General features: G+C 75.0%; 22 protein-coding genes. 15 read left to right on the top strand and 7 right to left on the bottom strand.

Annotated features, from left to right (window positions below):
* Positions 1 to 20: 20 nt before the first annotated feature.
* The gene (locus BLS21_RS05980) at positions 21 to 839 is read right to left on the bottom strand and encodes an SRPBCC family protein (protein ID WP_091215193.1); all 819 of its coding nucleotides are present in this window, start codon (positions 837 to 839) and stop codon (positions 21 to 23) included.
* 150 nt (positions 840 to 989) lie between these two features.
* Here BLS21_RS05980 and BLS21_RS05975 point away from each other — a divergent pair, with 150 nt between their 5' ends.
* Together BLS21_RS05975 and BLS21_RS05970 are read left to right on the top strand one after the other, a co-directional pair.
* The gene (locus BLS21_RS05975) at positions 990 to 1292 is read left to right on the top strand and encodes a hypothetical protein (protein WP_091215192.1); all 303 of its coding nucleotides are present in this window, start codon (positions 990 to 992) and stop codon (positions 1290 to 1292) included.
* Between the two features lie 260 nt (positions 1293 to 1552).
* Positions 1553 to 3067, top strand: a complete 1515-nt coding sequence (locus BLS21_RS05970) for a hypothetical protein (RefSeq protein ID WP_091215189.1) — start codon at positions 1553 to 1555, stop codon at positions 3065 to 3067.
* Positions 3068 to 3169: 102 nt separating this feature from the next.
* Here BLS21_RS05970 and BLS21_RS05965 read toward each other — a convergent pair whose 3' ends face one another.
* From BLS21_RS05965 to ychF, 5 genes are all read right to left on the bottom strand, one after another.
* Entirely contained in the window at positions 3170 to 4687 is a 1518-nt protein-coding gene (locus BLS21_RS05965) for a flavin-containing monooxygenase (protein ID WP_091215187.1), read from the bottom strand.
* Between the two features lie 308 nt (positions 4688 to 4995).
* A complete protein-coding gene (locus tag BLS21_RS05960) occupies positions 4996 to 5829 on the bottom strand; it encodes an alpha/beta fold hydrolase (RefSeq protein WP_091215184.1) in 834 nt (277 codons plus the stop codon).
* Positions 5830 to 6028: 199 nt separating this feature from the next.
* The gene (locus BLS21_RS05955) at positions 6029 to 6628 is read right to left on the bottom strand and encodes a peptidoglycan-binding domain-containing protein (RefSeq protein WP_175479495.1); all 600 of its coding nucleotides are present in this window, start codon (positions 6626 to 6628) and stop codon (positions 6029 to 6031) included.
* Between the two features lie 71 nt (positions 6629 to 6699).
* On the bottom strand, positions 6700 to 6876 hold the full coding sequence (locus BLS21_RS25020) for a hypothetical protein (protein WP_175479447.1): 177 nt from the start codon (positions 6874 to 6876) through the stop codon (positions 6700 to 6702).
* Positions 6877 to 7256: 380 nt separating this feature from the next.
* The gene (gene ychF / locus BLS21_RS05950; protein WP_091216392.1) at positions 7257 to 8330 is read right to left on the bottom strand and encodes a redox-regulated ATPase YchF; all 1074 of its coding nucleotides are present in this window, start codon (positions 8328 to 8330) and stop codon (positions 7257 to 7259) included.
* 221 nt (positions 8331 to 8551) lie between these two features.
* Between ychF and BLS21_RS05945 the strand changes: the two genes are divergently transcribed.
* The 13 genes from BLS21_RS05945 (at position 8552) to BLS21_RS05885 (ending at position 20007) form a co-directional block, all read left to right on the top strand.
* On the top strand, positions 8552 to 8911 hold the full coding sequence (locus BLS21_RS05945; protein ID WP_091215179.1) for a cupin domain-containing protein: 360 nt from the start codon (positions 8552 to 8554) through the stop codon (positions 8909 to 8911).
* Between the two features lie 10 nt (positions 8912 to 8921).
* On the top strand, positions 8922 to 9506 hold the full coding sequence (locus BLS21_RS05940; RefSeq protein WP_091215176.1) for a GrpB family protein: 585 nt from the start codon (positions 8922 to 8924) through the stop codon (positions 9504 to 9506).
* A 119-nt stretch (positions 9507 to 9625) separates the two neighbouring features.
* Positions 9626 to 10849 carry an inositol-3-phosphate synthase gene (locus BLS21_RS05935; protein ID WP_245700096.1) on the top strand — a complete coding sequence of 408 codons (1224 nt, stop codon included), beginning with the start codon at positions 9626 to 9628 and terminating at the stop codon, positions 10847 to 10849.
* Positions 10846 to 11745: an HD domain-containing protein gene (locus tag BLS21_RS05930; RefSeq protein ID WP_091215170.1), complete on the top strand. Its 900-nt coding sequence runs from the start codon at positions 10846 to 10848 to the stop codon at positions 11743 to 11745. The genes BLS21_RS05935 and BLS21_RS05930 overlap by 4 nt, the downstream gene beginning before the upstream one ends.
* Positions 11742 to 12767 carry a class I SAM-dependent methyltransferase gene (locus tag BLS21_RS05925; RefSeq protein WP_091215168.1) on the top strand — a complete coding sequence of 342 codons (1026 nt, stop codon included), beginning with the start codon at positions 11742 to 11744 and terminating at the stop codon, positions 12765 to 12767. Before BLS21_RS05930 ends, BLS21_RS05925 begins: the two co-directional genes overlap by 4 nt.
* 80 nt (positions 12768 to 12847) lie before the next feature.
* Positions 12848 to 13831, top strand: coding sequence for a Gfo/Idh/MocA family protein (locus tag BLS21_RS05920; RefSeq protein WP_091215165.1), 984 nt, complete (start codon positions 12848 to 12850; stop codon positions 13829 to 13831).
* On the top strand, positions 13828 to 14700 hold the full coding sequence (locus tag BLS21_RS05915) for an MBL fold metallo-hydrolase (protein ID WP_091215162.1): 873 nt from the start codon (positions 13828 to 13830) through the stop codon (positions 14698 to 14700). Before BLS21_RS05920 ends, BLS21_RS05915 begins: the two co-directional genes overlap by 4 nt.
* Complete coding sequence (locus BLS21_RS05910; RefSeq protein WP_217636014.1) at positions 14697 to 16157, top strand: YcaO-like family protein; 1461 nt, start codon at positions 14697 to 14699, stop codon at positions 16155 to 16157. Before BLS21_RS05915 ends, BLS21_RS05910 begins: the two co-directional genes overlap by 4 nt.
* Complete coding sequence (locus BLS21_RS05905) at positions 16154 to 17011, top strand: sugar phosphate isomerase/epimerase family protein (protein WP_245700094.1); 858 nt, start codon at positions 16154 to 16156, stop codon at positions 17009 to 17011. The genes BLS21_RS05910 and BLS21_RS05905 overlap by 4 nt, the downstream gene beginning before the upstream one ends.
* Entirely contained in the window at positions 17008 to 18216 is a 1209-nt protein-coding gene (locus BLS21_RS05900; protein ID WP_091215160.1) for a glycosyltransferase family 4 protein, read from the top strand. The genes BLS21_RS05905 and BLS21_RS05900 overlap by 4 nt, the downstream gene beginning before the upstream one ends.
* Positions 18213 to 18935 (top strand): PIG-L deacetylase family protein, encoded by a 723-nt coding sequence (locus tag BLS21_RS05895; protein ID WP_091215159.1) that lies wholly within the window; start codon positions 18213 to 18215, stop codon positions 18933 to 18935. The genes BLS21_RS05900 and BLS21_RS05895 overlap by 4 nt, the downstream gene beginning before the upstream one ends.
* Positions 18936 to 19025: 90 nt before the next feature.
* A complete protein-coding gene (locus BLS21_RS05890) occupies positions 19026 to 19694 on the top strand; it encodes a cysteine hydrolase family protein (protein ID WP_091215157.1) in 669 nt (222 codons plus the stop codon).
* A 10-nt stretch (positions 19695 to 19704) separates the two neighbouring features.
* The gene (locus BLS21_RS05885; protein WP_091215155.1) at positions 19705 to 20007 is read left to right on the top strand and encodes a hypothetical protein; all 303 of its coding nucleotides are present in this window, start codon (positions 19705 to 19707) and stop codon (positions 20005 to 20007) included.
* Here BLS21_RS05885 and BLS21_RS05880 read toward each other — a convergent pair.
* The coding region (locus tag BLS21_RS05880; RefSeq protein ID WP_139177030.1) for an IS481 family transposase at positions 20004 to 20698 on the bottom strand (695 nt) is incomplete at its 5' end. The two genes, BLS21_RS05885 and BLS21_RS05880, sit on opposite strands and share 4 nt — an antisense overlap.

The following is a 20698-nucleotide window of genomic DNA, read 5'->3' as shown; positions in this document are numbered from 1 at the left end:
CCTCCACCGGCCGCTGCGGGTCAGGTGCGGCTGCCGCCACCGATCATGGGGTCGTCGCCGCCGTCCCGGACACCCTTCTCGACGCCCTCGGTGGAGGACGGCGCGGTGTAGCCCGCCGGGTCCGACTCCGTGGTCAGCGCGTCGTCCCGCACCACGTCCGGGGGCGGCTGCTCGACGACGGTGACCTCCTGGGGCTGGCGCACGCCCGCCTCCGGCTGCTGCTCCTGCTCCCTCCCCTGCGACGCGGCCACGGCGGCACCTGCCGCGGCGACGCCGGCCACGGCCGCGACACCGGCGGCGACGGCCTTCCCCGACACCCCGGCCTTGCCGCTGTCACCGTGCGAGCCGACGGCGTCCCCGACCCCGGGCGTGCCGACGTCGAGGTCCTCGTTGATCGAGCCGCGCCAGGCACCGGTGGCGTAGCCCTCGTCCTCGATCAGCCTCTTGAACCTCTCGAGGTCGGAGTTGACCTGCCGCTCGACGATGCCGAGCTTGTCGCCGACCTGCTCCACGACACCCTCGGGCTCGTACTCCAGGGTCAGGTACACGATCGTCGAGCTCGGGCCGGCGGCCTCGAAGCGGACCGCCCCGGCGTTGGTGGCCCCGCTGGTCGCGGCCCAGGCGACCTTGCGGTCCGGTTCCTGCTCGAGGACCGAGGCGTCCCACTCCCGACGGACGCCGGCGATCTCGGCGACCCAGTGCAGGCGCCGGTCGTCGAGCTGGCGGACCTCCTTGACCCCGCCCATGAAGTGCGGGAAGTCCTCGAACTGGGTCCACTGGTTGTAGGCCTGGTTCACCGGTACGTCGACCTGGATCGACCTCTCGACCTTGGTCGTCATGGCTGGTCCTCCCTCGTCGCGGGCAACGGAACACCCCCGCTACCCCGGGGTGCGACAGGTGATGCACGTCACCGCTGGGCGTGCTGCGACGGGCGAGGCAGCTGTGACGTGCGGGTTCGCGCCGGCACGTCGTCCGCCGATGAGGCGGGCATGCGCGCCAGCCACGTCGCCACCGCCCTCGCCGCCTTCCTCGCCGGTTCGACCGCCGCCACGGTCCTGCACCGCCGGGCCGCCCGCCCGACCCCGACCCCCACTGCCCTCCCGGCCGCCCCGGTCGAGGAGCAGGACGCCGTCGTCCTGCCCTTCCCCCGCCCCGTGGTCGAGCAGCCGGCGCCGGCCGTCGTGGCTCCGGCCCGCTGCGGTGAGAGCGGCGGCCGCACCAGGGCCGGTGCGCCGTGCGCCGCCCGTGCAACCGTCGGCGGCCGCTGCCACCACCACCCGCTGGCCGCCTGAGCCGGTCCACGTCCCCGCGGGGGCGTCTCGTCGGCGGACGCAGGGTCGGAGGAGGACCACCCGGCCCGTCTCGCCGACCCCGCGGCACCGGTGTGCGCGGGTGCTCAGTTCCCGGGCCCGTGGGCTGCACATCCGCGCACACCGTCGAGCCGTGTCGGCCCTGTCCGACCGACGAGGGCGGATTGCCGCGCCACCTGCTGGGTAGCTGCGGGCGACGGCCGTCGACGTGGCGGCCTGGTCGCTGACGACAGGACGCAACCATGACACTGCCGGATCGGGACGCGGCGAGGGACTGGATCGGCCGCACGGTGCTCGACCGCGACGGCGCCGAGATCGGGGTCTGCGCCGCCCTGCTGGCCGACGAGGCCACCGGGCTGCCGGAGTGGATGTACGCCGAACGCGACGAGGGAACGGTCGTGGTCCCGCTCCTGGACGCGACCGACAGCGGTGGCCGGGTGCAGGTCACGGTCACCCGGGCCGACGCCGACCGCGCGCCACGCTTCGGTCCCGCGCGTGAGCTGTCCCAGGACCAGGAGGCGGAGCTCTACCGCCACTACGGGATCGAGTACTCGACGGCCACCTCGGACAGCCTGCTGCCGGCCGCCGAGCCCGAACCGACCGGGGCCGCGCCGACCGGGGCCGCGCCGACCGGGGCCGATGCCGGCGTGTCCGAGCCGGCCGCGCCGGAGCCGACCGAGGCCGCGCCGATCGAGCCTCCGCCGACCGGGTCCGCACCGACCGCGGCCGTCGGTCAGCTGGCCGCGAGCGGCGACGCGCGGCGCGGTCGCGGGGTGGCGGCCGCCGTGGCCCTGCTCGCGGGCCTGGCAGCAGCCGTCGTCGCGGCGGCACGCCTGCGCCGGGGCTCGTCCCTCGGGTCGGTGCGCCTGCTGCGCCGCCGCCCTCCCCCGCCGAGGTCGGCCGCGCAGCGGGCCCTCGCCGGAACGTCCGCCGTCCGCGCCCGGGCCGTGCAGGTCGCGGCGGCCGCCGGACCGGCACTGGAGGCCTCGAGCCGCCTGGCGCAGCACGGCGCCGCCGCGGGTGCTCAGGTGGTCGGCCGTGCGGCCGTCGACGCCGCCCAGCGCGCCCGCGAGGCGTCGACGGCGGCCAGGACCTACACCGACGCGGCGGCGACCCGGCTCACGCCGCTGCTCACAGCGACGGGACAGGCGGCCTGGCAGGCCGCCCGCGCCCGGACGGACTCGGCCCTGCGGGCGACCGATGCAGCCACCCTGGCGGTCGCGGCAGCCGTGCCGCGGGTGACCGCCGGCATCGGCCGTGCCGGGACGACCGTCCTGCACGCCGTGCTCACCGTGGGCGCGGCGGCCGAGGCGGCACCCGAGGCGATCGCCGAGACCGCAGAACGACTGGAGAAGGGCTGGAGGAGAGTCATGGGCAGGTTGTCGTTGGGGCTGGGCTTCGGTGTCGGGTACGTGCTCGGCGCGCGCGCCGGGCGGGCCCGGTACGAGCAGATCAGGCAGGCCGCGGCCGGCGTCATGGAACGGCCGGAGGTCCAGCAGGCCGTGGACCAGGTCAGGGCCGCCGCGCCGGCTCCCCTGCAGGGCAGCATCGACAAGCTGTCCGGGCGCGGGTCCGCTCGCCAGGACACCAGCGCCGACACGGTCGACGTCGAGGCGCTCGTCGTCGAGGAGGTCGACGTCGTCGTGACGCCGCCCCCGGTGTCCGGCACGGGCGGCCCCGTCGGGACGGGCACTCCCGTGCCGGACCCGCTGGTCCCGCCCGCCAAGTCGGACGACGACCCCACCGGTCGGCCGTGACGTCGGCGTAGCCGCACCGCCCACTGCGGGTGCCGGCCGCTGGGTCGGATCGCCAGGGGCGGGCGGGCGTCCTCCAGCCGCCCGCCCCTGCGACCGCCGGGCTCAGCGGTAGACGAGCGTGCCGTCCTCGAGGTCGGCCTTGGGCAGCAGCTCCGCCTCGTCCGCGTGCTCCAGCATGTGGGTCCACGGCTCACGGTCGCCCTGCTTGAACAGCACGTGCTGCGAGCGCATGACGTACCCGGCGTTGAAGTTCTCCGGGTCCGACCACGGCCGGATCTGCATGTCGGCGTCCTCCGGCCGCAGGGTCGGGACGACCATGGTCGCGCCCTTCGCCTCCATGGTCTCGAACAGCCGGCAGACCAGGTCGCTGACGAGGTCTGCGCGCAGCGTCCAGCTGTGCCGGAAGTAGCCGAACACGTAGGCCATGTTCGGGATGCCGCTGATCATGATGCCGCGCCAGGTGACGCGTTCGGGGAACTCGACCGGTTCGCCGTCCACGGTGAAGGAGACGTCGCCGAAGGCGGACAGGTTGAACCCGGTGGCACTGACGACGACGTCGGCCTCGAGCTCCTCGCCGGAGCTGACCCGGATCCCCTTCTCGGTGAACGTGTCGATGGTGTCCGTGACGATCGAGGCCTTCCCCTCGCGCAGTGCCGCGAACAGGTCGCCCTCCGGGACGATGGCGATGCGCTGCTGCCACGGGCGGTAGCGAGGGGTGAAGTGCTTCTCGATGTCGAAGCCCTCGGGCAGCAGTGGCGTCAAGGACTCCATGAGGAACGTGTGCAGCTCGTCGGGCGCCTCGAGCGACATCCGCGCCAGCTCGTTGAACTGGGCGGCGTAGGCACGGCGGAGGATCTCGTGCGTCCAGTCCTCGGGGATGTCCAGCTGGCGCAGCGTCACGGCCAGCTCGTGCGTCAGGGGCGGGGCGAGGAAGTAGGAGGGCGAGCGCTGCAGCATCGTCACGTGCTCCGCCTCCTGCGCGATCGCCGGGATCAGCGTGGCGGCCGTGGACCCGGAGCCGACGACGACGACGCGCTTGCCGGTGAGGTCGAGGTCCTGGGGCCACTGCTGGGGGTGGACGACCAGGCCCTGGAACCGGTCCAGGCCCTCCCACTGCGGCTGGTAGGGCTTGTCGTGGTTGTAGTAGCCCTGGCACATCCACAGCCAGTCGGTCGTGAACTGCAGCTGCTCGCCGGTGTCGCCGCGGGTGACGTCCACGGTCCACCGGCGGTCCTCGGTCGACCAGCTGGCCGCGGTGACGCGGTGGTGGTAGCGGATGTGCCGACCGAGGTCGTCCTCCTCGATGACCTCGTCGAGGTAGTTGAGGATCTCCTCCCCTGCGGCGATCGACGGTCCACGCCAGGGCTTGAACCGGTAGCCGTAGGTGAACAGGTCGCTGTCGGAGCGCACGCCCGGGTACCGGTGGGTCCACCAGGTGCCGCCGCGGTTGTCCTGCGCGTCCAGGATGACGAACGACCGGTCGGGGAACTGTTCCTGGAGGTGGTGCGCGGCGCCGATCCCGGAGACCCCCGCCCCGACGATGAGGACGTCGACGTGCCGGGGCTCGGGGTTGTCGCTGCGCGGCTCCTGGGCGGTTGTCGGTTCCGTGGTCGTCGTCATGGTCGGGCCTCCAGGGTCTGGGGAGTGACGCAGGCCACACTAGCGTCCGGCCGGAGCGCTTCCGGAACCGCAGCGATCCGTGGGGCGGCTCACCGGGCCTGGACGGGTCGTGCCCGTCGTGACGCCCCTCCACGGGGTCAGGGAGGCGGGCGCCGGACAGTGGCCGAGGCGCGGCACGTCCGGGAGGGGCCGATCCGCCGCCCCCCGCGCACGTCCGTGCCGCGCACCCGTCACCCGGCAGGCCGGAGGGGATCCGTTCAGCGGTGCCGGATGGGGCCCGGCGGAGCGGTCGACCCCTCCGGCGCTCGTCAGGAGACCCGCTGCTGGGCGAGGAAGTCCTGCACCAGGGGCAGGAACTCCTCGGCGCGCTCGACGCCGAGGGCGTGGCTGGAGCCCGGGCCGGTGAACAGGTGCAGCTGCGCCCCGGGGATCGACTCGGCCACCTGCCGGCCGTGCCACGGCGGGGTGAGCAGGTCCTGCTCGCCGGCGATGACGAGGGTGGGCGCCGTGATGCCGCCGAGCCGGTCGAGCGTGTCGTGGAGCAGGTCGGCGTCCCACTGCTCCACGGTGGTCCTGACCTGCTGCTCGGTGTTCGGGAACAGCGGCAGCAGCTGCTCGACGAGCTCGCCGAACTCCGGGCTGTCGAGCAGCTGCGGGGAGAAGGCGATGCCGAGGGCCGTGAGCGCGGCCTCGATGTCGCCGGTGCGCCACGGGTGCGCCAGCCCCGTGATGACCGCGCGCTGGAAGCCGTCGGTGCGGGCCCAGGTGCAGTAGAGGACGAGCGAGGCGACCCGCTCCGGCGCGGCCAGCGCCAGCTCCTGCGCGATGGCGCTGCCCAGGGAGTACCCCAGGACGTGTGCCCGCTCGATGTCGAGCGCCTCGAGCAGCCCCCGGGCGTCCGCCGCCAGCGAGGCGACGCTGATCTCCCCCGACCCTCGCTCCGACCCGCCCATGCCGCGCAGGTCGTAGGTGACCACGCGGTGGCGGCCGGCCAGGACCGGCGCGCTCTCGGCCCAGAAGCCCAGTGACTGGGTCGTCCCGTTCACGATCAGCAGCGGTTCGCCCTCGCCGTACTCCTGGACCGCGACGGAGATGTCGCCGACCTGGACGGTCCGTTGTGGGTGCGTGGTGGGAGTGGTCACGGCGTCTCCGTCGCTGGTCCGTGGCGGGAACAAGGGGGGGTGAGCACACCACAGGGGTGATCCGGTCCGGAAGAGCGCACGTGGTGGCGGGCCGGCACAGGCCCACGACCCGGGACCGACTGCCCGCGGATGGGCGGTGTCGGCACCGGGCCGATCTCCCTCGCGCGGGACCCCGCTCGCCGGACCGTCCCAGGACGCCCTAGAACCCCAGGGCCCGCCAGGTCGCAGGCCCGACGATGCCATCGGCCACCAACCCGGCGCGCTGTTGGAAGTACCGCACCCGAGCATCCGTCCTCGGGCCGAAGTCACCGTCGACCACGAGTGGCGGGAGGCTCGGATACCAGCGGTTGAGCGTCTCCTGGAGCCTCCGCACCGCGTCCCCCTGGCTCCCCAGCCGCAGCACCGGCATGGGTGGCGGGGGTGGCGGCGGTGGTGTGCCGCCCCCCATGACCTGGTTGAGCAGGTCCACGGTCAACCCGCCGTTCGCGGCCCACCACAGCAACTCGACGTGTCCGTGATCGAGGTGCGGCGAGGACCCGGAGTACGGGCGCCAGTCCGGCGCGATCGACGACCAGATGCTCCGGTTGTGGATGACGCACTGCAGACCGAGTTCGTACGAGTAGAGGCGGAGGGTGTCCATCACCCCCCAGGACCAGGTGTTCCCGACCGGGGTCCCCAGGTCAGCGGCCCGTCCCTCGGCATGCACGCTCAGCACGGACCCGCCGCTCACCGGGCGGCAGTTGTAGATGCCTAGGTTCCTCGCCCCTCGGTTCCCGTAGGCGCCGAGCCACCACGACATCAGGTTCCGCGCGCCCGGGGTGGGGCCTCCGGTGCAGCTGCGCGCCCCCTGGTACCCCTCGATCTGGATGGTCACCGGCCGGTGTCCTCCGGTGCGGGCACCGCGTACGGCGCCGGCTCGACGTAGTCCGGGTGCCCCGGGTCCACGATCGGCTCAGGGAGGGGCTCGGCGCCCTCCTCGCCGGGTCCGAGCGCCACCTCCGGGTCGACGTCCAGCTCGTTCGGCGAGCCGGGGCCAGGATCCGACACCGAGCACCTCCTCCGCCTCGTGGGGGCGGGTTCGTGGCGCGGCCCTCCCGACAGCGTCGTGCACCGAGGACGGGCCGTTCCGCATCCGCGGCGCTCACTCTGCCCACCCCGCCCGGACGTCGACCAGAGCCGGGCGCCGCCGCGCCGGCCCCGGCGCGCCGGGCGACGGCGCGGCAGACACGGGGCGTCCGCATCGCGCTCCCCGCCGACTCGGCGACTCTCCTACCGGAGGACGACTCGACGAGGACCCCTCCACGTCGATCCGCCCGGCCGCAGCGGCGGCGCACGCCCGGCGCTCCAGCCCCCTCGCAATTGAGCCGGACGGCTGCCCGTGGATCCAGCCCGCACGGCCGGCCGCGGGCCTGCACCCACAGCGGGAGCTACACGTTGAAGCGGAACTCCACGACGTCGCCGTCCTGCATGACGTAGTCCTTGCCCTCCATGCGCACCCAGCCGCGGGCGCGGGCCTCCTGCATCGAGCCGGCCTCGACCAGCTGGTCGTAGGAGACGATCTCGGCCTTGATGAAGCCGCGCTGGAAGTCGGTGTGGATGACGCCGGCGGCCTGCGGGGCGGTCGCGCCGACCGGGATGGTCCAGGCGCGGGCCTCCTTGGGGCCGGCGGTCAGGTAGGTCTGCAGGCCGAGGGTGGCGAAGCCGATGCGGGCCAGCTGGTGCAGGCCGGGCTCCTCCTGGCCGATGCCGGCGAGCAGCTCGGCGGCCTCGTCCTCGGGCAGCTCGGCGAGCTCGGCCTCGATCTTGGCGTCCATGAGGATCGCCTCGGCCGGGGCCACCAGGGCACGCAGCTCGGAGATGAGCTCCTCGTTGGCCAGCTCCTCCTCGTCGACGTTGAAGACGTAGAGGAACGGCTTGGTGGTCAGCAGGGTCAGCTCGCGCAGCGGCTCGGGGTCGACGCCGGAGGAGAACAGCGTCTTCCCCTCGTCCAGCACGGTCTGCGCGGCCCGGGCCGCGTCGAGCAGGGCGGCCCGCTCCTTGTCCTTGCGGGCCTCCTTCTCCAGCCGCGGGATCGCCTTCTCCAGCGTCTGCATGTCGGCGAGGACGAGCTCGGTGTTGATCGTCTCGATGTCGTCGGCCGGGCTGACCTTGCCCTCGACGTGCACGACGTCGGGGTCGGTGAAGACCCGGATCACCTGGCAGATCGCGTCGCTCTCGCGGATGTTGGCCAGGAACTTGTTGCCCAGCCCCTGCCCCTCGCTGGCGCCGCGCACGATGCCGGCGATGTCGACGAAGGACACCGTCGCCGGGATCGTCTTCTGCGACGAGAACAGCTCGGCCAGCCTGTCCAGGCGCGGGTCCGGCACCCCGACCACGCCCACGTTCGGCTCGATCGTGGCGAACGGGTAGTTCGCCGCCAGGACGTCGTTCTTGGTCAACGCGTTGAACAGCGTGGACTTGCCGACGTTGGGCAGCCCGACGATGCCGATGGTGAGACTCACGCGCACTTCCTCGCTTCGCTCGTCGTCCGCGTTCGTCGGACTGCTGTGCTCGTCGCCGAGCTCGCACGCTCGCTCGGGCAGGGTCCAGCCTACGGGCCGCCGGCCGGCCCCGGCCGCGGCCTCGGGGGCCTCCTCCGGCCCCGCCACGGGTCGTGCGAGGCCCGTCACACCCCGCACGCCAGGAGGCCCGCCCGGGGCACCGCGCGGAGGACCATGGCCGCATGACCGGCCCCGTCGACCTCGCCGCCGTCCTCTCCCGGATCGACCGGCCCTGGCAGCCGCGCACGGTCGCCGTCCTCAACGACTACGACGTGCGGGTCGTCAGGACCCACGGCGAGTTCACGCGGCACAGCCACCCCGAGACCGACGAGGTGTTCCTCGTCCTCTCCGGCTCCCTGACCATCCGCATGGACGACGGTGACGTCGCCCTCGGCCCCGGCCAGCTCTACGTCGTCCCGCGCGGCACCCCGCACCAGCCGTTCTCCCCGGACGGCGCGGAGGTGCTCCTGGTCGAGCCGAGCGCGACCGTCAACACCGGGGACTCGCCCGGCGAGCTGACGGCCGAGCGCCGGCTCGCGTGAGGGGCCCCGCATGCCCCCGGGGCCGCTCGACGACGAGTACCTCGACCGCGTCGTCGTGGGCCCCCGCGACACCACGCCGAAGCGCGTCGTCCTCGTCGACCCCGACCCCGACTGGCCGCGGCAGTTCGCCGCGCACGAGGCCCGCATCCGCGCCGCCCTCGGCAGCGACGCCCTGCGCGTCGAGCACGTCGGGTCGACGTCGGTCCCGGGGCTGCGGGCCAAACCGCGCGTCGACGTCCTGGTGACCGTCGCCGACCCGGAGGACCCGGACGTCGTCTCCCGGTTGGAGGCCGCCGGCTACCGGCTCCACGTCCGCGAGCCCGGACACCGGTGCCTGGTCGTCCCCGGGGGCCGCGGCCCCGACGCGAACGTCCACGTCTGGGCTGCGGACGACCCCGAGGTCGAACGGTGCCTCCTGTTCCGCGAGCAGCTGCGCGCGGACCCGGCCGACCGCGCTCGGTACCAGGCGCGCAAGGAGGAGCTCGCCGGCGAGCTGTGGACGGACGTCAACCACTACGCCGCGGCCAAGGGCGAGGTGATCGACTCGGTCATCGCCCGGGCACGAGCGGTGGGCCGCCGTCCTCCGGCGCCGTGATCGCCGCTCCTCTTGGACCTCAGTCCAATCTTGGACTGATTCCAGGTTCGGGCTGCGGACTCCTGTGACGCGTGCCACGGTAGGTCGTGCGTCATGGTGTCGAGTGCGAGGGGGATCCGTTGTCCGCTGCACCACGTCGGGTCGGGATGGCCGTCGTCGGCCTCGGAGGAGCGGTCGCCACGACCGCCGTGGCGGGGCTGGAACTGCTCCGCAACGGCACGGGTGACACGACCGGGCTGCCACTGGCGGGGCTGGAGGTCGAGGGCCGCCCCCTCGAGGAGGTGACCGGGATGGCCGGGTACGCCGACCTCGTCGTCGGGGGCTGGGACCTCGACGGCACGGATCTGCGCAAGGCCGCCGAGCTGCACGGCGTCCTCGACCCCCACCAGCTGGAGCAGGCCGGGCCGCACCTGTCCTCGGTGACGCCCTGGCCCGCTGCCGGCGACGCCGACTTCTGCCGCAACGTCACTGGCGGCAACGTGGTGCTGGCCGAGACCCGCCGCGCCCAGGTCGACGCCGTCCGGGCCGACCTGCGCCGGTTCCGCGAGGAGCACGACCTCGACGGGCTCGTGCTGGTGAACCTGGCCTCCACCGAGCGCTGGCCGGACCCGGAGGCGCCCGCGCTGCAGACGGTCGAGGCGTTCGAGGCCGGGCTGGACGCCGACGACCGGGCCATCACCCCGGCGATGGTCTACGCCTACGCCGCGATCGCCGAGGGCGTCGGCTACGTCAACTTCACGCCGTCGCTGGCCGCCGACGTCCCCGCGCTGGTGGCCCTGGCCGGGAGCCGCGGCGTCCCGGTCGCCGGCAAGGACGGCAAGACCGGCCAGACGATGCTCAAGACGGTGCTCGCCCCGGCCTTCCGCAGCCGCTCGCTCACCGTCGAGGGCTGGTACTCCACCAACATCCTCGGCAACCGCGACGGCCAGGCCCTCGACGACCCGGACTCGCTGGCCAGCAAGCTGAACACCAAGGGCAGCGTGCTCGACTCGATCCTCGGCTACCCGGTCGAGGACCACGTCGTGCGGATCGACTACTACCGCCCGCGCGGCGACCAGAAGGAGGCCTGGGACGCCATCGACCTGGTCGGCTTCCTCGGCCAGCGCATGCAGGTCAAGGTCGACTTCCAGTGCCGCGACTCGATCCTGGCCGCGCCGCTGGCCATCGAGCTGGCCCGGCTGACCGACCTGGCCCAGCAGCGCGGGGAGGGCGGCGTGCAGACCCAGTTCGGCTGGTTCTTCAAGGCGCCGATGTCCCCGGACGGCAGCACCCCCGAGCACGCCCTGCACCGGCAGGAACGTGTGCTGCTCGACTGGGTCGCCGGCGCGCCGGCCGGCCGGTGACGGGCGGCTCCCCCGCCCTCGCCGAGCTCCGCCCGCTGCTGACCGAGGTCGGCGACGCCAAGCGGGTCCGTGTCGCCGACGCTCCCGGGTCGCTGGCCGAGCGGGCCTTCGCCCGCGCCTGGGGGCGGCTGGTCGCGGGTGAGGACGCGGCCGCGGTCGCGCTGTCGGAGACGGCGGCGGCCGTCGCCCGCGCCCGGCTGGCCGGCATCGACGGTGCGGTGCTCCGGACGGCGGGCCTGACCGGCGACGACGCGCGCGACGTGCTGCGCCGCGGCTTCGACGAGGTCGCCGGCCCGCTGGACGCCGGCCTGCGGGCCCGGCTGCGCGAGGCCCTGCCGCTCGCCGTCCCGACGCCGCAGCCGCCTCCGCTGGCCGAGCGGCTCAACCGCCAGCCGCGCGCCGGGGCCACCGCCCCGGGGAGGCCGCGGGTGGTCGTCGAGCCGCCGGAGAGCCACGGCGACCACTGCCTGACCGTCGCCGTCTACGGCGTGCTCGTCGCCCCGGTGTTCGGTGCCGACCCGGTGGCGCCGTTCCTCGTCGGGCTGGCCCACCACCTGCACAACGTGGTGCTGCCCGACGCCGGGTTCGCCGGCGAGGTGCTGCTCGGCTCGGCGCTCGACCGGGTCGTGACGACGCTGGAGGAGCGCGAGCTGGCCGCCCTGCCCGGCCCGCTGGCCGAGCGGCTGCGCACGGTGCTGAGGCTGCGGGCGGACGCCGGCGCGCCGGAGTCGCAGGCCTTCCACGCCGCCGACGTCCTCGACCGGGTGCTGCAGGTGCACCACCACGCGCGCGCGGCGGCGTTCACCGCGTCGCAGGCGCTCGACGACCTCGAGCTCGTGCACGCGGGGCCGGTGCAGGCCTTCCACCTCGACGTCCTGGCGGCGGCCGGGCTGTGAGCACAGCGGCTCCGGCGGTCCCGGTGGTCGACGGCATCCCGTACGCCCGGGCCGGACGCGACGAGCTGCGCGCGGAGGTGGCCGGCCTGCTGGCGCGCGGCGAGGTCGACCGCGCCCGCGTGGCGCTGCTGGCCGACGCCGACGACTGGTGGACCGAGCCGGCCCCGCCGCCCGAGCAGCTGGCCCGCGTCCCGGCGGCGCGCACCCTGCGCGAGGCGATGGACCTGCTCGGCATGGGCCGGGTCGCCGACTACTTCGCCCACCGCTGGTCGGACCCCACCCACCTGGCCGGGCTGGCGCTGCTGCAGCAGCACTGGCCGGGCAGCAGGCCGGTGGTGGACGTCGCCTGCGGCACGGGCACCCACCTGCGCGAGCTGGCCCGACGCGGCTGCACCGACCTGCTGGGCGTCGACGTCGTCTGGGCCAAGCTGTGGCTGGCGCGGCGCTTCGTCTGCCCGTCGGCGCGCTACGTCTGCGCCGACGTGACCGGCGTGCCCGACCTGGGCGTGCCTGCGCCGGCCTACGTGCTGTGCCACGACGCCTTCTACTTCCTGCGCGACAAGCCGGCCGCCGCCGCGGCGATGCACGAGCTCGCCGGGGACGGTGGCACCGTCGTCGTCGGGCACGCGCACGTCGCCGACCCGCACGGGGAGCCGCTGACGCCGGAGGGCTACGCAGCGGTGCTCGGCACCGACCTGCTCTACGACGACGCCGATCTGACCGGCGCGCTGCTCGAGGGCCGGCCGCCGCGCCCCGCCCCGGCCGCCGCGCTGCACAGGAGCGAGGCGGTGGCGCTGGTGGCCGGCGACCCGCTGTCCCCCGCCCCGGCCGACCTGGGCGAGCCGCTGCCGCCGCTGCGCCCCAACCCGCTGTACGCCGACGGGGAGCTGCGCTGGCCGAGCGAGCGCTACGCCGGTGAGTACGGCCCGCGCTCGGCGTACCTGCCGGCCCGCTGGCCCGACCCGCTGCCCGCCGACGCCGCCCGCCGCCGGCTGCTCGTCGACCTCCCGGAGGCGTGGTGAGGACGCGAGATCTGCACAGTGGCGCCCATCGAGGCCCTGATGGGCGCCACTGTGCAGATCTGGCGCCGAGGAGGTGTGCGGTGAACGGCGTCGGGTGGGGCGTCGCCGGCTGCGGCTGGGTGGCCCGTGACCACGCGCTGCCCGCCCTCGCCGCGACACCGGGCGCCCGGATCGTCGCGCTGCACGACCGCGATCCCGGTGCGCTGGCCCGAATGCCCGTCGACGCCCCGGCGCACGCCGACCTCGGCGCCTTCCTCGCCACACCGGGCCTGGACGCGGTCTACGTCGCCGTCCCCAACGCCGCGCACCGCGAGGTGGTCGAGGCGGTGGCCGCGGCCGGCAAGGCGGTGCTGTGCGAGAAGCCGCTGGCCGCCGACGTCGCCGACGCGCGGGCGATGGTGACCGCCGCCCGCGACGCCGGCGTCCTCCTCGGGACGGCGTACGACCAGCGCTGGCACCCCGCCCACGTGCGGCTGCGCGAGCTGCTGCCGGAGCTGGGCACGGTGACCGCGGTGCGGATCGTCTACTGCTGCTGGCTGCCCGCCGACTGGACGCCCGACGGCCGGCCGCACGACAACTGGCGGGTCGACCGGGCGCGGGCCGGCGGCGGCGCGGCCATCGACCTGGCCCCGCACGGCCTCGACCTGGCCGGCGTGCTGCTCGGGGAGGACGTCGTGGAACTGCGCGCGCTGCTGCAGCGGCGGGTGCAGGACTACCCGGTGGACGACGGCGCGCTGCTGTCCGGGCGCACCGCCACCGGCGTGCTGGTCGACCTGCACGTCGCCTTCAACACCCCCGACGCGCTCCCCCGCCGCCGGCTCGAGGTCGTCGGCACACGCGGGATGGCCGTCGCCGTCGACACGATGGGCCAGACCGCGGGCGGGTCGCTCAGGCTGCACCGGCCCGACCCGGTCGACGTCCCCTTCGCCGACGACTCCCCCTTCGCCGCGCAGTTCGCCGCCTTCACCGCCGCGGTCGCCGGGCGGGTGCCCTGGCCGTACGACGCCGCCCGCGACCTGGCGCTGCACCGCCTCCTCCTCACCGCCCTGGGAGACGCGAGATGACCAACCCCTACCGCGGGCTGCTGCCCGACCTGCCCGCCTACGCCTGCACCAACTGCGGGCACTGGCAGCGCTGGCCAGAGCCCGGGCCGCTGGTCTGCCCGGTCTGCGCCGACGTCCGCAACGCGCTGCCCGAGAACGGCTTCGAGTTCGTGACGCCCGCGCAGGTCGAGGAGCTGGTCCAGGGCTTCTGCCGACCGACCGCCGTCGAGGGCGTCACCGAGTTCGGGACGCACCCGCGCTTCGGCCTGGACAGCCGCGGCTGGGTGATCGAGAGCGACGCCGGCCTGGTCGGCTTCGAGTGCGCCCCCTGGTACACCGCCGACGTGCTCGCCCAGCTGCGGCGGATGGCCGAGGCCAAGGGTGGGTTCGACGTGCTGGCCTCCAGCCACGTGCACGGCTACGGCGCGCTGTGGCAGCTGCAGCAGGAGCTCGAGCCGCGGGTGGTGTGCGTCGGCGTCCGGGACCTGGAGTGGACCAAGGCCTTCCGGGTCACGTGGCCGGCGGACGACGAGCTGGAGCTGGCCCCCGACCTCACCCTGCACCGCACCGGCGGCCACTTCCCCGGGCACTCGGTGCTGCACGACCGCCGCCGCGGCGTGCTCTTCTGCGGCGACTCGCTCAAGGTCGACCTCGACGAGGCCGGCGCCCCGGTCGCGCTGAGCGCGCACAAGGCCTTCCACGCGCAGATCCCGCTGTCGCACGGCGAGCTGCGCGAGTACCTGACCGTGGTCGGCGCACTGGACTTCGAGGCCGTCGCGACGCCGTTCGAGCTGGTCCGCGGGGTGACCACCGACCACGTCGTCCACCTGGTGCAGCGGCTGCTGTCCGGGCCGCCGGACGCTGCCCCCGTCGCGCTGGAGGAACTGTGACGTCCACCCTGACCGCCGCCCAGCGGTACCTCGACTCGTTCCCGGGAACCGTCGAGGAGTTCGCCATCGAGGGCCTCGACGTCCTCGACGTGCCGCTGCACAGCGCGGTCCTGCCGCCCGGCCCGCGGCACCCCGGCGGCAGCGGTCTGGGCTACGGCGCCACCCGCGAGGAGGCGCGCACCGGGGCGCTGGGCGAGATGGCCGAGATGGCACTGTCGCTGCGCGCGCACCGGGGCGTCGAGCGGGAGCAGGGCTCCTACGCGGAGATGACCCGGAGGCACGGCCGCGACCGGGTGGCCGACCCGCGCACCCTCTGCCTGGAGGCCGGCAGCGCCTACGACGACGACCGGCCGCTGCAGTGGCTGCCGATGACCCGGCAGCGGGACGGCGAGACCGTGCTGGTGCCCGCGGAGCTGGTCGCCTCCGCGCCCGACGACCTGCCCGGCGCCCCGCCCCCCGGTGGCTGGCTGACCACGGTGATCACCAACGGGCAGGGCGCGGCGTTCGACGCCGACCGGGCGGTCGCGCACGCGCTGCTCGAGGTGCTGCAGCGCGACGGGAACGCCACCTCCTTCCGCGCGATGGACCGCGGCGTCGTGGTGGACCTCGCCGGGCTCCGCGACCCCGACGCGCTGGCGCTGCTCGACCGGCTCGACGCCGCGGGCATCGACGTGGTGGTGAAGCTGGCGGCGACGGAGTTCGGCGTGGCCGACGTGTACGCGGTCGGCTGCTCGCGCGACCTGTCCGAGCCGGTGCCGGTCATGGCGACGGCGTGCGGCGAGGCGGCGCACCCCGACCGCGACACCGCCGTCCGCAAGGCGCTGCACGAGTTCGCCTCGGCGCGCAGCCGCAAGGCGTTCATGCACGGTCCGTTCGACGTCGTCCTGCCGGCGACCCCGCCGGGCTACCTCGACTCCTGGCGCGGCGGGCACCCGCCGGAGCGGCTGGTCGAGGAGGACCGCGCGCTGGAGGCGATGCTGGCCTGGACCCGGATGGGCACCGGCGCGCTGGTCGGCCTGCTGCAGGGCAGCGTGCTGTCCCGCCGGGGGACCGTCGCGCTGACCGACCTGCCGACCTGGTCCGGCGACGACCTGCACGGAACCGTCGTCGACGCCCTGCACGCCGCGGGGCACGACGTCCTGGTGGAGCTGCAGCCCTCCGTCGGCGACGCGGTCGCGGCCAAGGTGCTGGTGCCGGGCCTGGAGGTCGAGACGATGTCCTACGGGCGGATCGGCGAGCGCGGTGTGCGCCGGCTGCTCGAACGCGGCGACCCGCTGGTGGCCGTCGGCGCCGACCCCGGCGGCTGGGCGGGGGTGCACCTGGCCGCGGAGGCCGAGGATCGGCTCGGGGGGCCGGCCTGGTTCGACCGCGCGGGCGCCGACCGGCGGGTGGGCGGGCTCTACGCCCTCTACCGCGAGCCCGGCCGGCACACGGTCGCGGAGGTGCTGGCGCAGTGACCGAGCTCGCGAGGTCACCGAGGGAGCTGAGGTACGCCTACAACACCAACGGGCTGACCTCGCACCGGCTGTCCGACGCGCTGTCCCTCCTCGCCGACACCGGCTACGCGGGGGTCGCGCTCACGCTGGACGTCGTCCACCTCGACCCGTTCGCGCCCGACGCCCTCGCGCAGGCCGAGAAGACGCGGGCGCGCTGCGACGAGCTGGGGCTGGGTGTCGTCGTCGAGACCGGCGCCCGCTACCTGCTCGACCCGCGGGGAAAGCACGAGCCGACGCTGGTCACCCCGGACGCCGCGGGCCGGGCGCGGCGGCTGGCCTACCTGCGGCTGGCCTGCGACCTGGCCGAGGTGCTGGGCGCCGAGGCGGTCAGCTTCTGGGCCGGCGTGCCGCGGCCGGGGGTGGACCGCGACGAGGCGTGGGGCTGGGTGGTCGACGGCGTGCGCGCGCTGGTCGACAGCCACGGCGGGCGTTCCTACGCCCTGGCCGTCGAGCCCGAGCCCGGGATGCTGGTCGAGGACTGCGACGGCTGGGCCCGGCTGGCCGAGGAGGCGCCGGGCATCACGCTGGCGCTCGACACCGGCCACTGCGTCGTCGCCGGGGCGTACGAGCCGCAGGAGGCGGTCGCCGCGTTCGCCGCGCACCTGGGCACGGTCGCCGTCGAGGGCATGCGCCGCGGCGTGCACGACCACCTGCCCCTCGACGAGGGGGACGTCGACCTGCCCGCCGTGCTGCGGGCGCTGCGGGACGTGGGCTACGAGCGGCTGGTCACCCTCGAGCTCTCCCGCGACGGGCACCGCGCGCACGAGATGGTGCCGCGCGCGATCGCGACGCTGAGAGAGGCCGAACGGGCATGAGGACCTGCTTCGTCAGCCGCCGCTACTGGCCGGCGGTCAGCGGCATGAGCGTCTACGCGGAGAACCTGCTGCGCGAGCTGGTCGCCCTCGGCTCCGAGGTCACGCTCGTCAGCCAGTACCGCGACGACGAGGCCGGCACCCGCGTCTACGGCGGCGGCCCGCCCCCGCCCGACCGCGTCCCGGCCGGCGTCGAGGTCGTCGCGCTGCCCAGCCGCGGCGAGACCGTCGTCCCCGCCGACTGGGAGGGCGACATCGACGAGATCGTGCGCACCGTCGTCGGGCTGCACGCCGAGCGGCCCTTCGACGTCCTGCACGCCCAGTACGGCTACCCGCCGGGCCTGGCGGTGCTGGCCGCCGCCCGGGAGACCGGGCTGCCGGCCGTGGTGAGCATCCAGGGCGGCGACGGCCACTGGTTGGGCACCTGCTGCACCACCCACGCCGAGGCGATGCGCACGGTGGTGGACTCCTCGAGCGCGGTGCTGATCGGCAGCGCCAGCTTCCGCGACGAGGTGGTCGGCAACCTCGGCAGCGACCCGGCGCGGTTCACGATCGTCCCCGGCGCCACCGACACCCGGCGGTTCACGCCGGCCGAGCGCCCGCTGGGCGCGCTGCGCGAGCCGCCGGTGCTGCTCTTCCACGGCCGGGTGGACCGGCGCAAGGGCGTGCTCGACCTGCTCGAGGCGCTGCCCGACGGCGTCCGCCTGGTCGTCTCGGGCATCGGCCCGGACCTCGACGAGGCCAGGGCCCGCGCCGACGAGCGGACGACGTTCCTCGGCTACGTCCCGCCCGACCGGGCACCGGAGGTCTACCGCTCGGCCGACGTCTTCGTCAGCCCCACCTACAGCGAGGGGTTCAGCAACACGCTGCTCGAGGCGATGGCCAGCGGGCTGCCGACGGTGAGCACCGACAGCGTCGGCGTCGTCGACTGCCTGCGGCACGAGGAGAACGGGCTGCTGCACGCGCCCGGGGACGTCCCGGGGCTGCGGGCCGCGCTGACCCGCCTGCTGGACGACGGCGCGCTGCGCACCCGGCTGGCGACGACGGCGCTCGAGGAGGTGCGGCGGCTCTACTCCTGGCCGGTGCTGGCGGCCTCGATCGACGCCGTCCACCGCTCGGTGGTGGGGACGACGCCGTCCGCCGGCTGGTCGATGCCCTCGGACGTCGACCTGTCCTGCCGGTTCCGCTCCGCGGCGCACCTGCTGTGAGGGTGCTCGCGGTCAGCCCGCACCTCGACGACGCCGCCTTCTCCGCCGGCGGCACGCTCGCGGCGCTGGCCGCGACCGGCCACGAGGTCACCGTGGTCACCTGCTTCACCGCGAGCGTGCCCGACCCGGCCGGCTTCGCGCTGGCCTGCCAGCTGGACAAGGGGCTGCCGGCCGACGTCGACTACCTGGCCCTGCGCCGCGACGAGGACGCCGCGGCGATGGCCGTGCTGGGCGCCAGCCCGGTCTACCTGGGCCTGCCCGAGGCGCCGCACCGCGGCTACACCAGCGCCGCCGACCTCTTCGCCGGCGCGCACGAGGACGACCAGGTGTGGCGGTCGCTCGGCGCGGCGCTGGAGGGACACGACGCCGACCTCTGGCTGGCCCCGCAGGCGCTCGGCGGGCACGTCGACCACCTGCAGGTGCTGCGGGCCGTGGCGGGCCTGGACCGGCCGGTGCTGTGGTGGCGCGACAGCCCCTACGTGCTGCGCGACCCGGCCGCCGTCCCCGGCCCGGCGCTGCCCGGCGGGCTGGCCGAGGTGCACCTGCCGCAGGACCTCGACCGGCGCGCCGACGCCTGCGCCTGCTACCCCACCCAGCTGGGCTTCCAGTTCGGCGGCGTGGAGCAGATGCGCACCGCGCTGGCCGGCCTGCCCGAGGTGCTGCTGGCCGGCGACCGGGCGCGGGAGGTGCTCGCGACCGCCGCCGTCCCGGCCGGCTGAGCCGCCGGCATCCTGCCGACCCGGGGCCGTCCCCACCCGCCGCGTGCTCGACCGCTCGCGGAGCTGCCGGGGGCTGCCAGGCTGCCGCGCATGCAGCAGGCCTTCGGCATGGCCGTCCCTGAGACGGTGGGCGAGATGTGCCGTCCGACGACGTCGGCGGTGCTCGTGTACGACGCGCAGGTGGGCATCCTGGCCCACGTCCAGGACAGGGACCGGTTGGTCGAGCGGATCGGCGCGGTCCTGCGGGCGGCCCGGGCATCGGGTGTCCCGGTGCTGTACGTGCGGCACGTGTCGCTCCCGCCGACGCACATGGGCGTGGCGGCGCTGCGCACCGCCATGGCGTGGCAGCGGCTGGGCGATGCGGCCGCGGTGACCGCCGCCTTCCCGCCGGACGCGCCGCACACCCAGCTCGCCGGCGAGCTGGCGCCGGTGGACGGCGAACCGGTGCTCGACAAGCTCGGCATGTCGGCGTTCGTCGGCACCCCGGTCGAGCAGGTGCTGCGCGACCGGGGTGTGACCACGCTGGTCCTGGTCGGCGCCGTCCTCGAGATCGGGATCGAGCCGACCGCCCGGCACGCCGCCGACCTCGGCCTCCTGCCGGTGGTGGTGCAGGACGCCTGCGGGGTGGTCGACCCGGAGGCGGCGCAGCGCTCGCTGGCGAGCCTCGACTACAGCCTGCTCACCTACCGCTGCAGCAGCCGGGACGTCGTGGACGCCTTCGGCGCGGTCGGAGTGCCCCGGGGGGCACCGTCGGCCTAGCCTGTTCCGGGTGGCGGACGACGACCTGCAGCGGCTGGTGCAGCGACGCCTGATGGAGCTGTCCTCGAGCGCCCAGGCGGCATCGCGGAGGGCCCAGTGGGCGATCGCGCCCGAGACCATCGCGCGCATCGCGGCCGGCCGGCACTCGGGGATGGTGAGCGAGCGCCTGGCTGCGGCGCTGGCCCGCGCCCTCGACGTCCCGGAGAACCGGGTCCGCCGCGTGGTCGGCCTGCCGCTCGTCGAGGACTCCCGCGCCGACGTCTGCACCGGCCCGCACCTGCGCGTCGTCCGTGACGACGGCCGGCTCGCCTAGCTGTACTGACCTGAGACGTTGGTGCAGTGGGTGATCGGCGGGAGGTTGCCCAGGGCGGTGTGTGGCCGGTGGTGGTTGTAGTGGTGCAGCCAGGCTGACAGGGCCGCCCGGCGGGCGGTCTCTGAGGTGTAGAGCCGTCGGTAGGCCCATTCCTCCAGCAGGGTGCGGTTGAGCCGCTCGACCTTGCCGTTGGTCTGCGGTCGGCGCACCCGGGTGCGGGAGTGCCGGATGCCCAGCCGCCGGTGTTCCTCGCGCCAGGCGTGGCTGCAATAGGCACTGCCGTTGTCGGTGAGCACCCGCTCGACGGTGATGCCGTGGCCGGCGAAGAAGCTGCGGGCGCGGGCCCAGAAGGCCAGTGCGGTGGCGGCTGACTCGTCGTCGAGGGCTTCGGAGTAGGCCAGCCGGCTGTAGCCGTCGATGGCCGAGTGCACGTAGCAGTAGCCCAGGTTGGCGCGGCCGTGCACCTTGCGCGGTCGGGCGGGATTGCGATGGGCCTGGCTGTTGCGGCTGCCCAGCGCCCGGCCGTGGATGCGCCAGCCGCCGCCGTCGGGGATGTTGCCCAGCTTCTTGACATCGACGTGCACCAGCTCGCCGGGCCGGGTCATCTCATAGCGGCGGATCGGTTCGCCGGTGACCCGGTCGACATGCCAGAGCCGATTGATCCGGCAGCGCACCAACACCCGGTGCACGG

The organism is Geodermatophilus siccatus (genome assembly GCF_900103785.1).
Taxonomy (GTDB): Bacteria; Actinomycetota; Actinomycetes; order Mycobacteriales; family Geodermatophilaceae; genus Geodermatophilus; species Geodermatophilus siccatus.
The sequence above is the reverse complement of the archived record's forward strand: the minus strand, read 5'-3'. Positions and strand labels throughout refer to the sequence as shown.

Coding starts and splice junctions, on each gene's coding strand:
- BLS21_RS05980 (WP_091215193.1), bottom strand. CDS start 839: ATGACGACCAAGGTCGAGAGGTCGATCCAGGTCGACGTACCGGTGAAC.
- BLS21_RS05975 (WP_091215192.1), top strand. CDS start 990: ATGCGCGCCAGCCACGTCGCCACCGCCCTCGCCGCCTTCCTCGCCGGT.
- BLS21_RS05970 (WP_091215189.1), top strand. CDS start 1,553: ATGACACTGCCGGATCGGGACGCGGCGAGGGACTGGATCGGCCGCACG.
- BLS21_RS05965 (WP_091215187.1), bottom strand. CDS start 4,687: ATGACGACGACCACGGAACCGACAACCGCCCAGGAGCCGCGCAGCGAC.
- BLS21_RS05955 (WP_175479495.1), bottom strand. CDS start 6,628: ATGTCGTGGTGGCTCGGCGCCTACGGGAACCGAGGGGCGAGGAACCTA.
- BLS21_RS05945 (WP_091215179.1), top strand. CDS start 8,552: ATGACCGGCCCCGTCGACCTCGCCGCCGTCCTCTCCCGGATCGACCGG.
- BLS21_RS05940 (WP_091215176.1), top strand. CDS start 8,922: ATGCCCCCGGGGCCGCTCGACGACGAGTACCTCGACCGCGTCGTCGTG.
- BLS21_RS05915 (WP_091215162.1), top strand. CDS start 13,828: ATGACCAACCCCTACCGCGGGCTGCTGCCCGACCTGCCCGCCTACGCC.
- BLS21_RS05900 (WP_091215160.1), top strand. CDS start 17,008: ATGAGGACCTGCTTCGTCAGCCGCCGCTACTGGCCGGCGGTCAGCGGC.
- BLS21_RS05890 (WP_091215157.1), top strand. CDS start 19,026: ATGCAGCAGGCCTTCGGCATGGCCGTCCCTGAGACGGTGGGCGAGATG.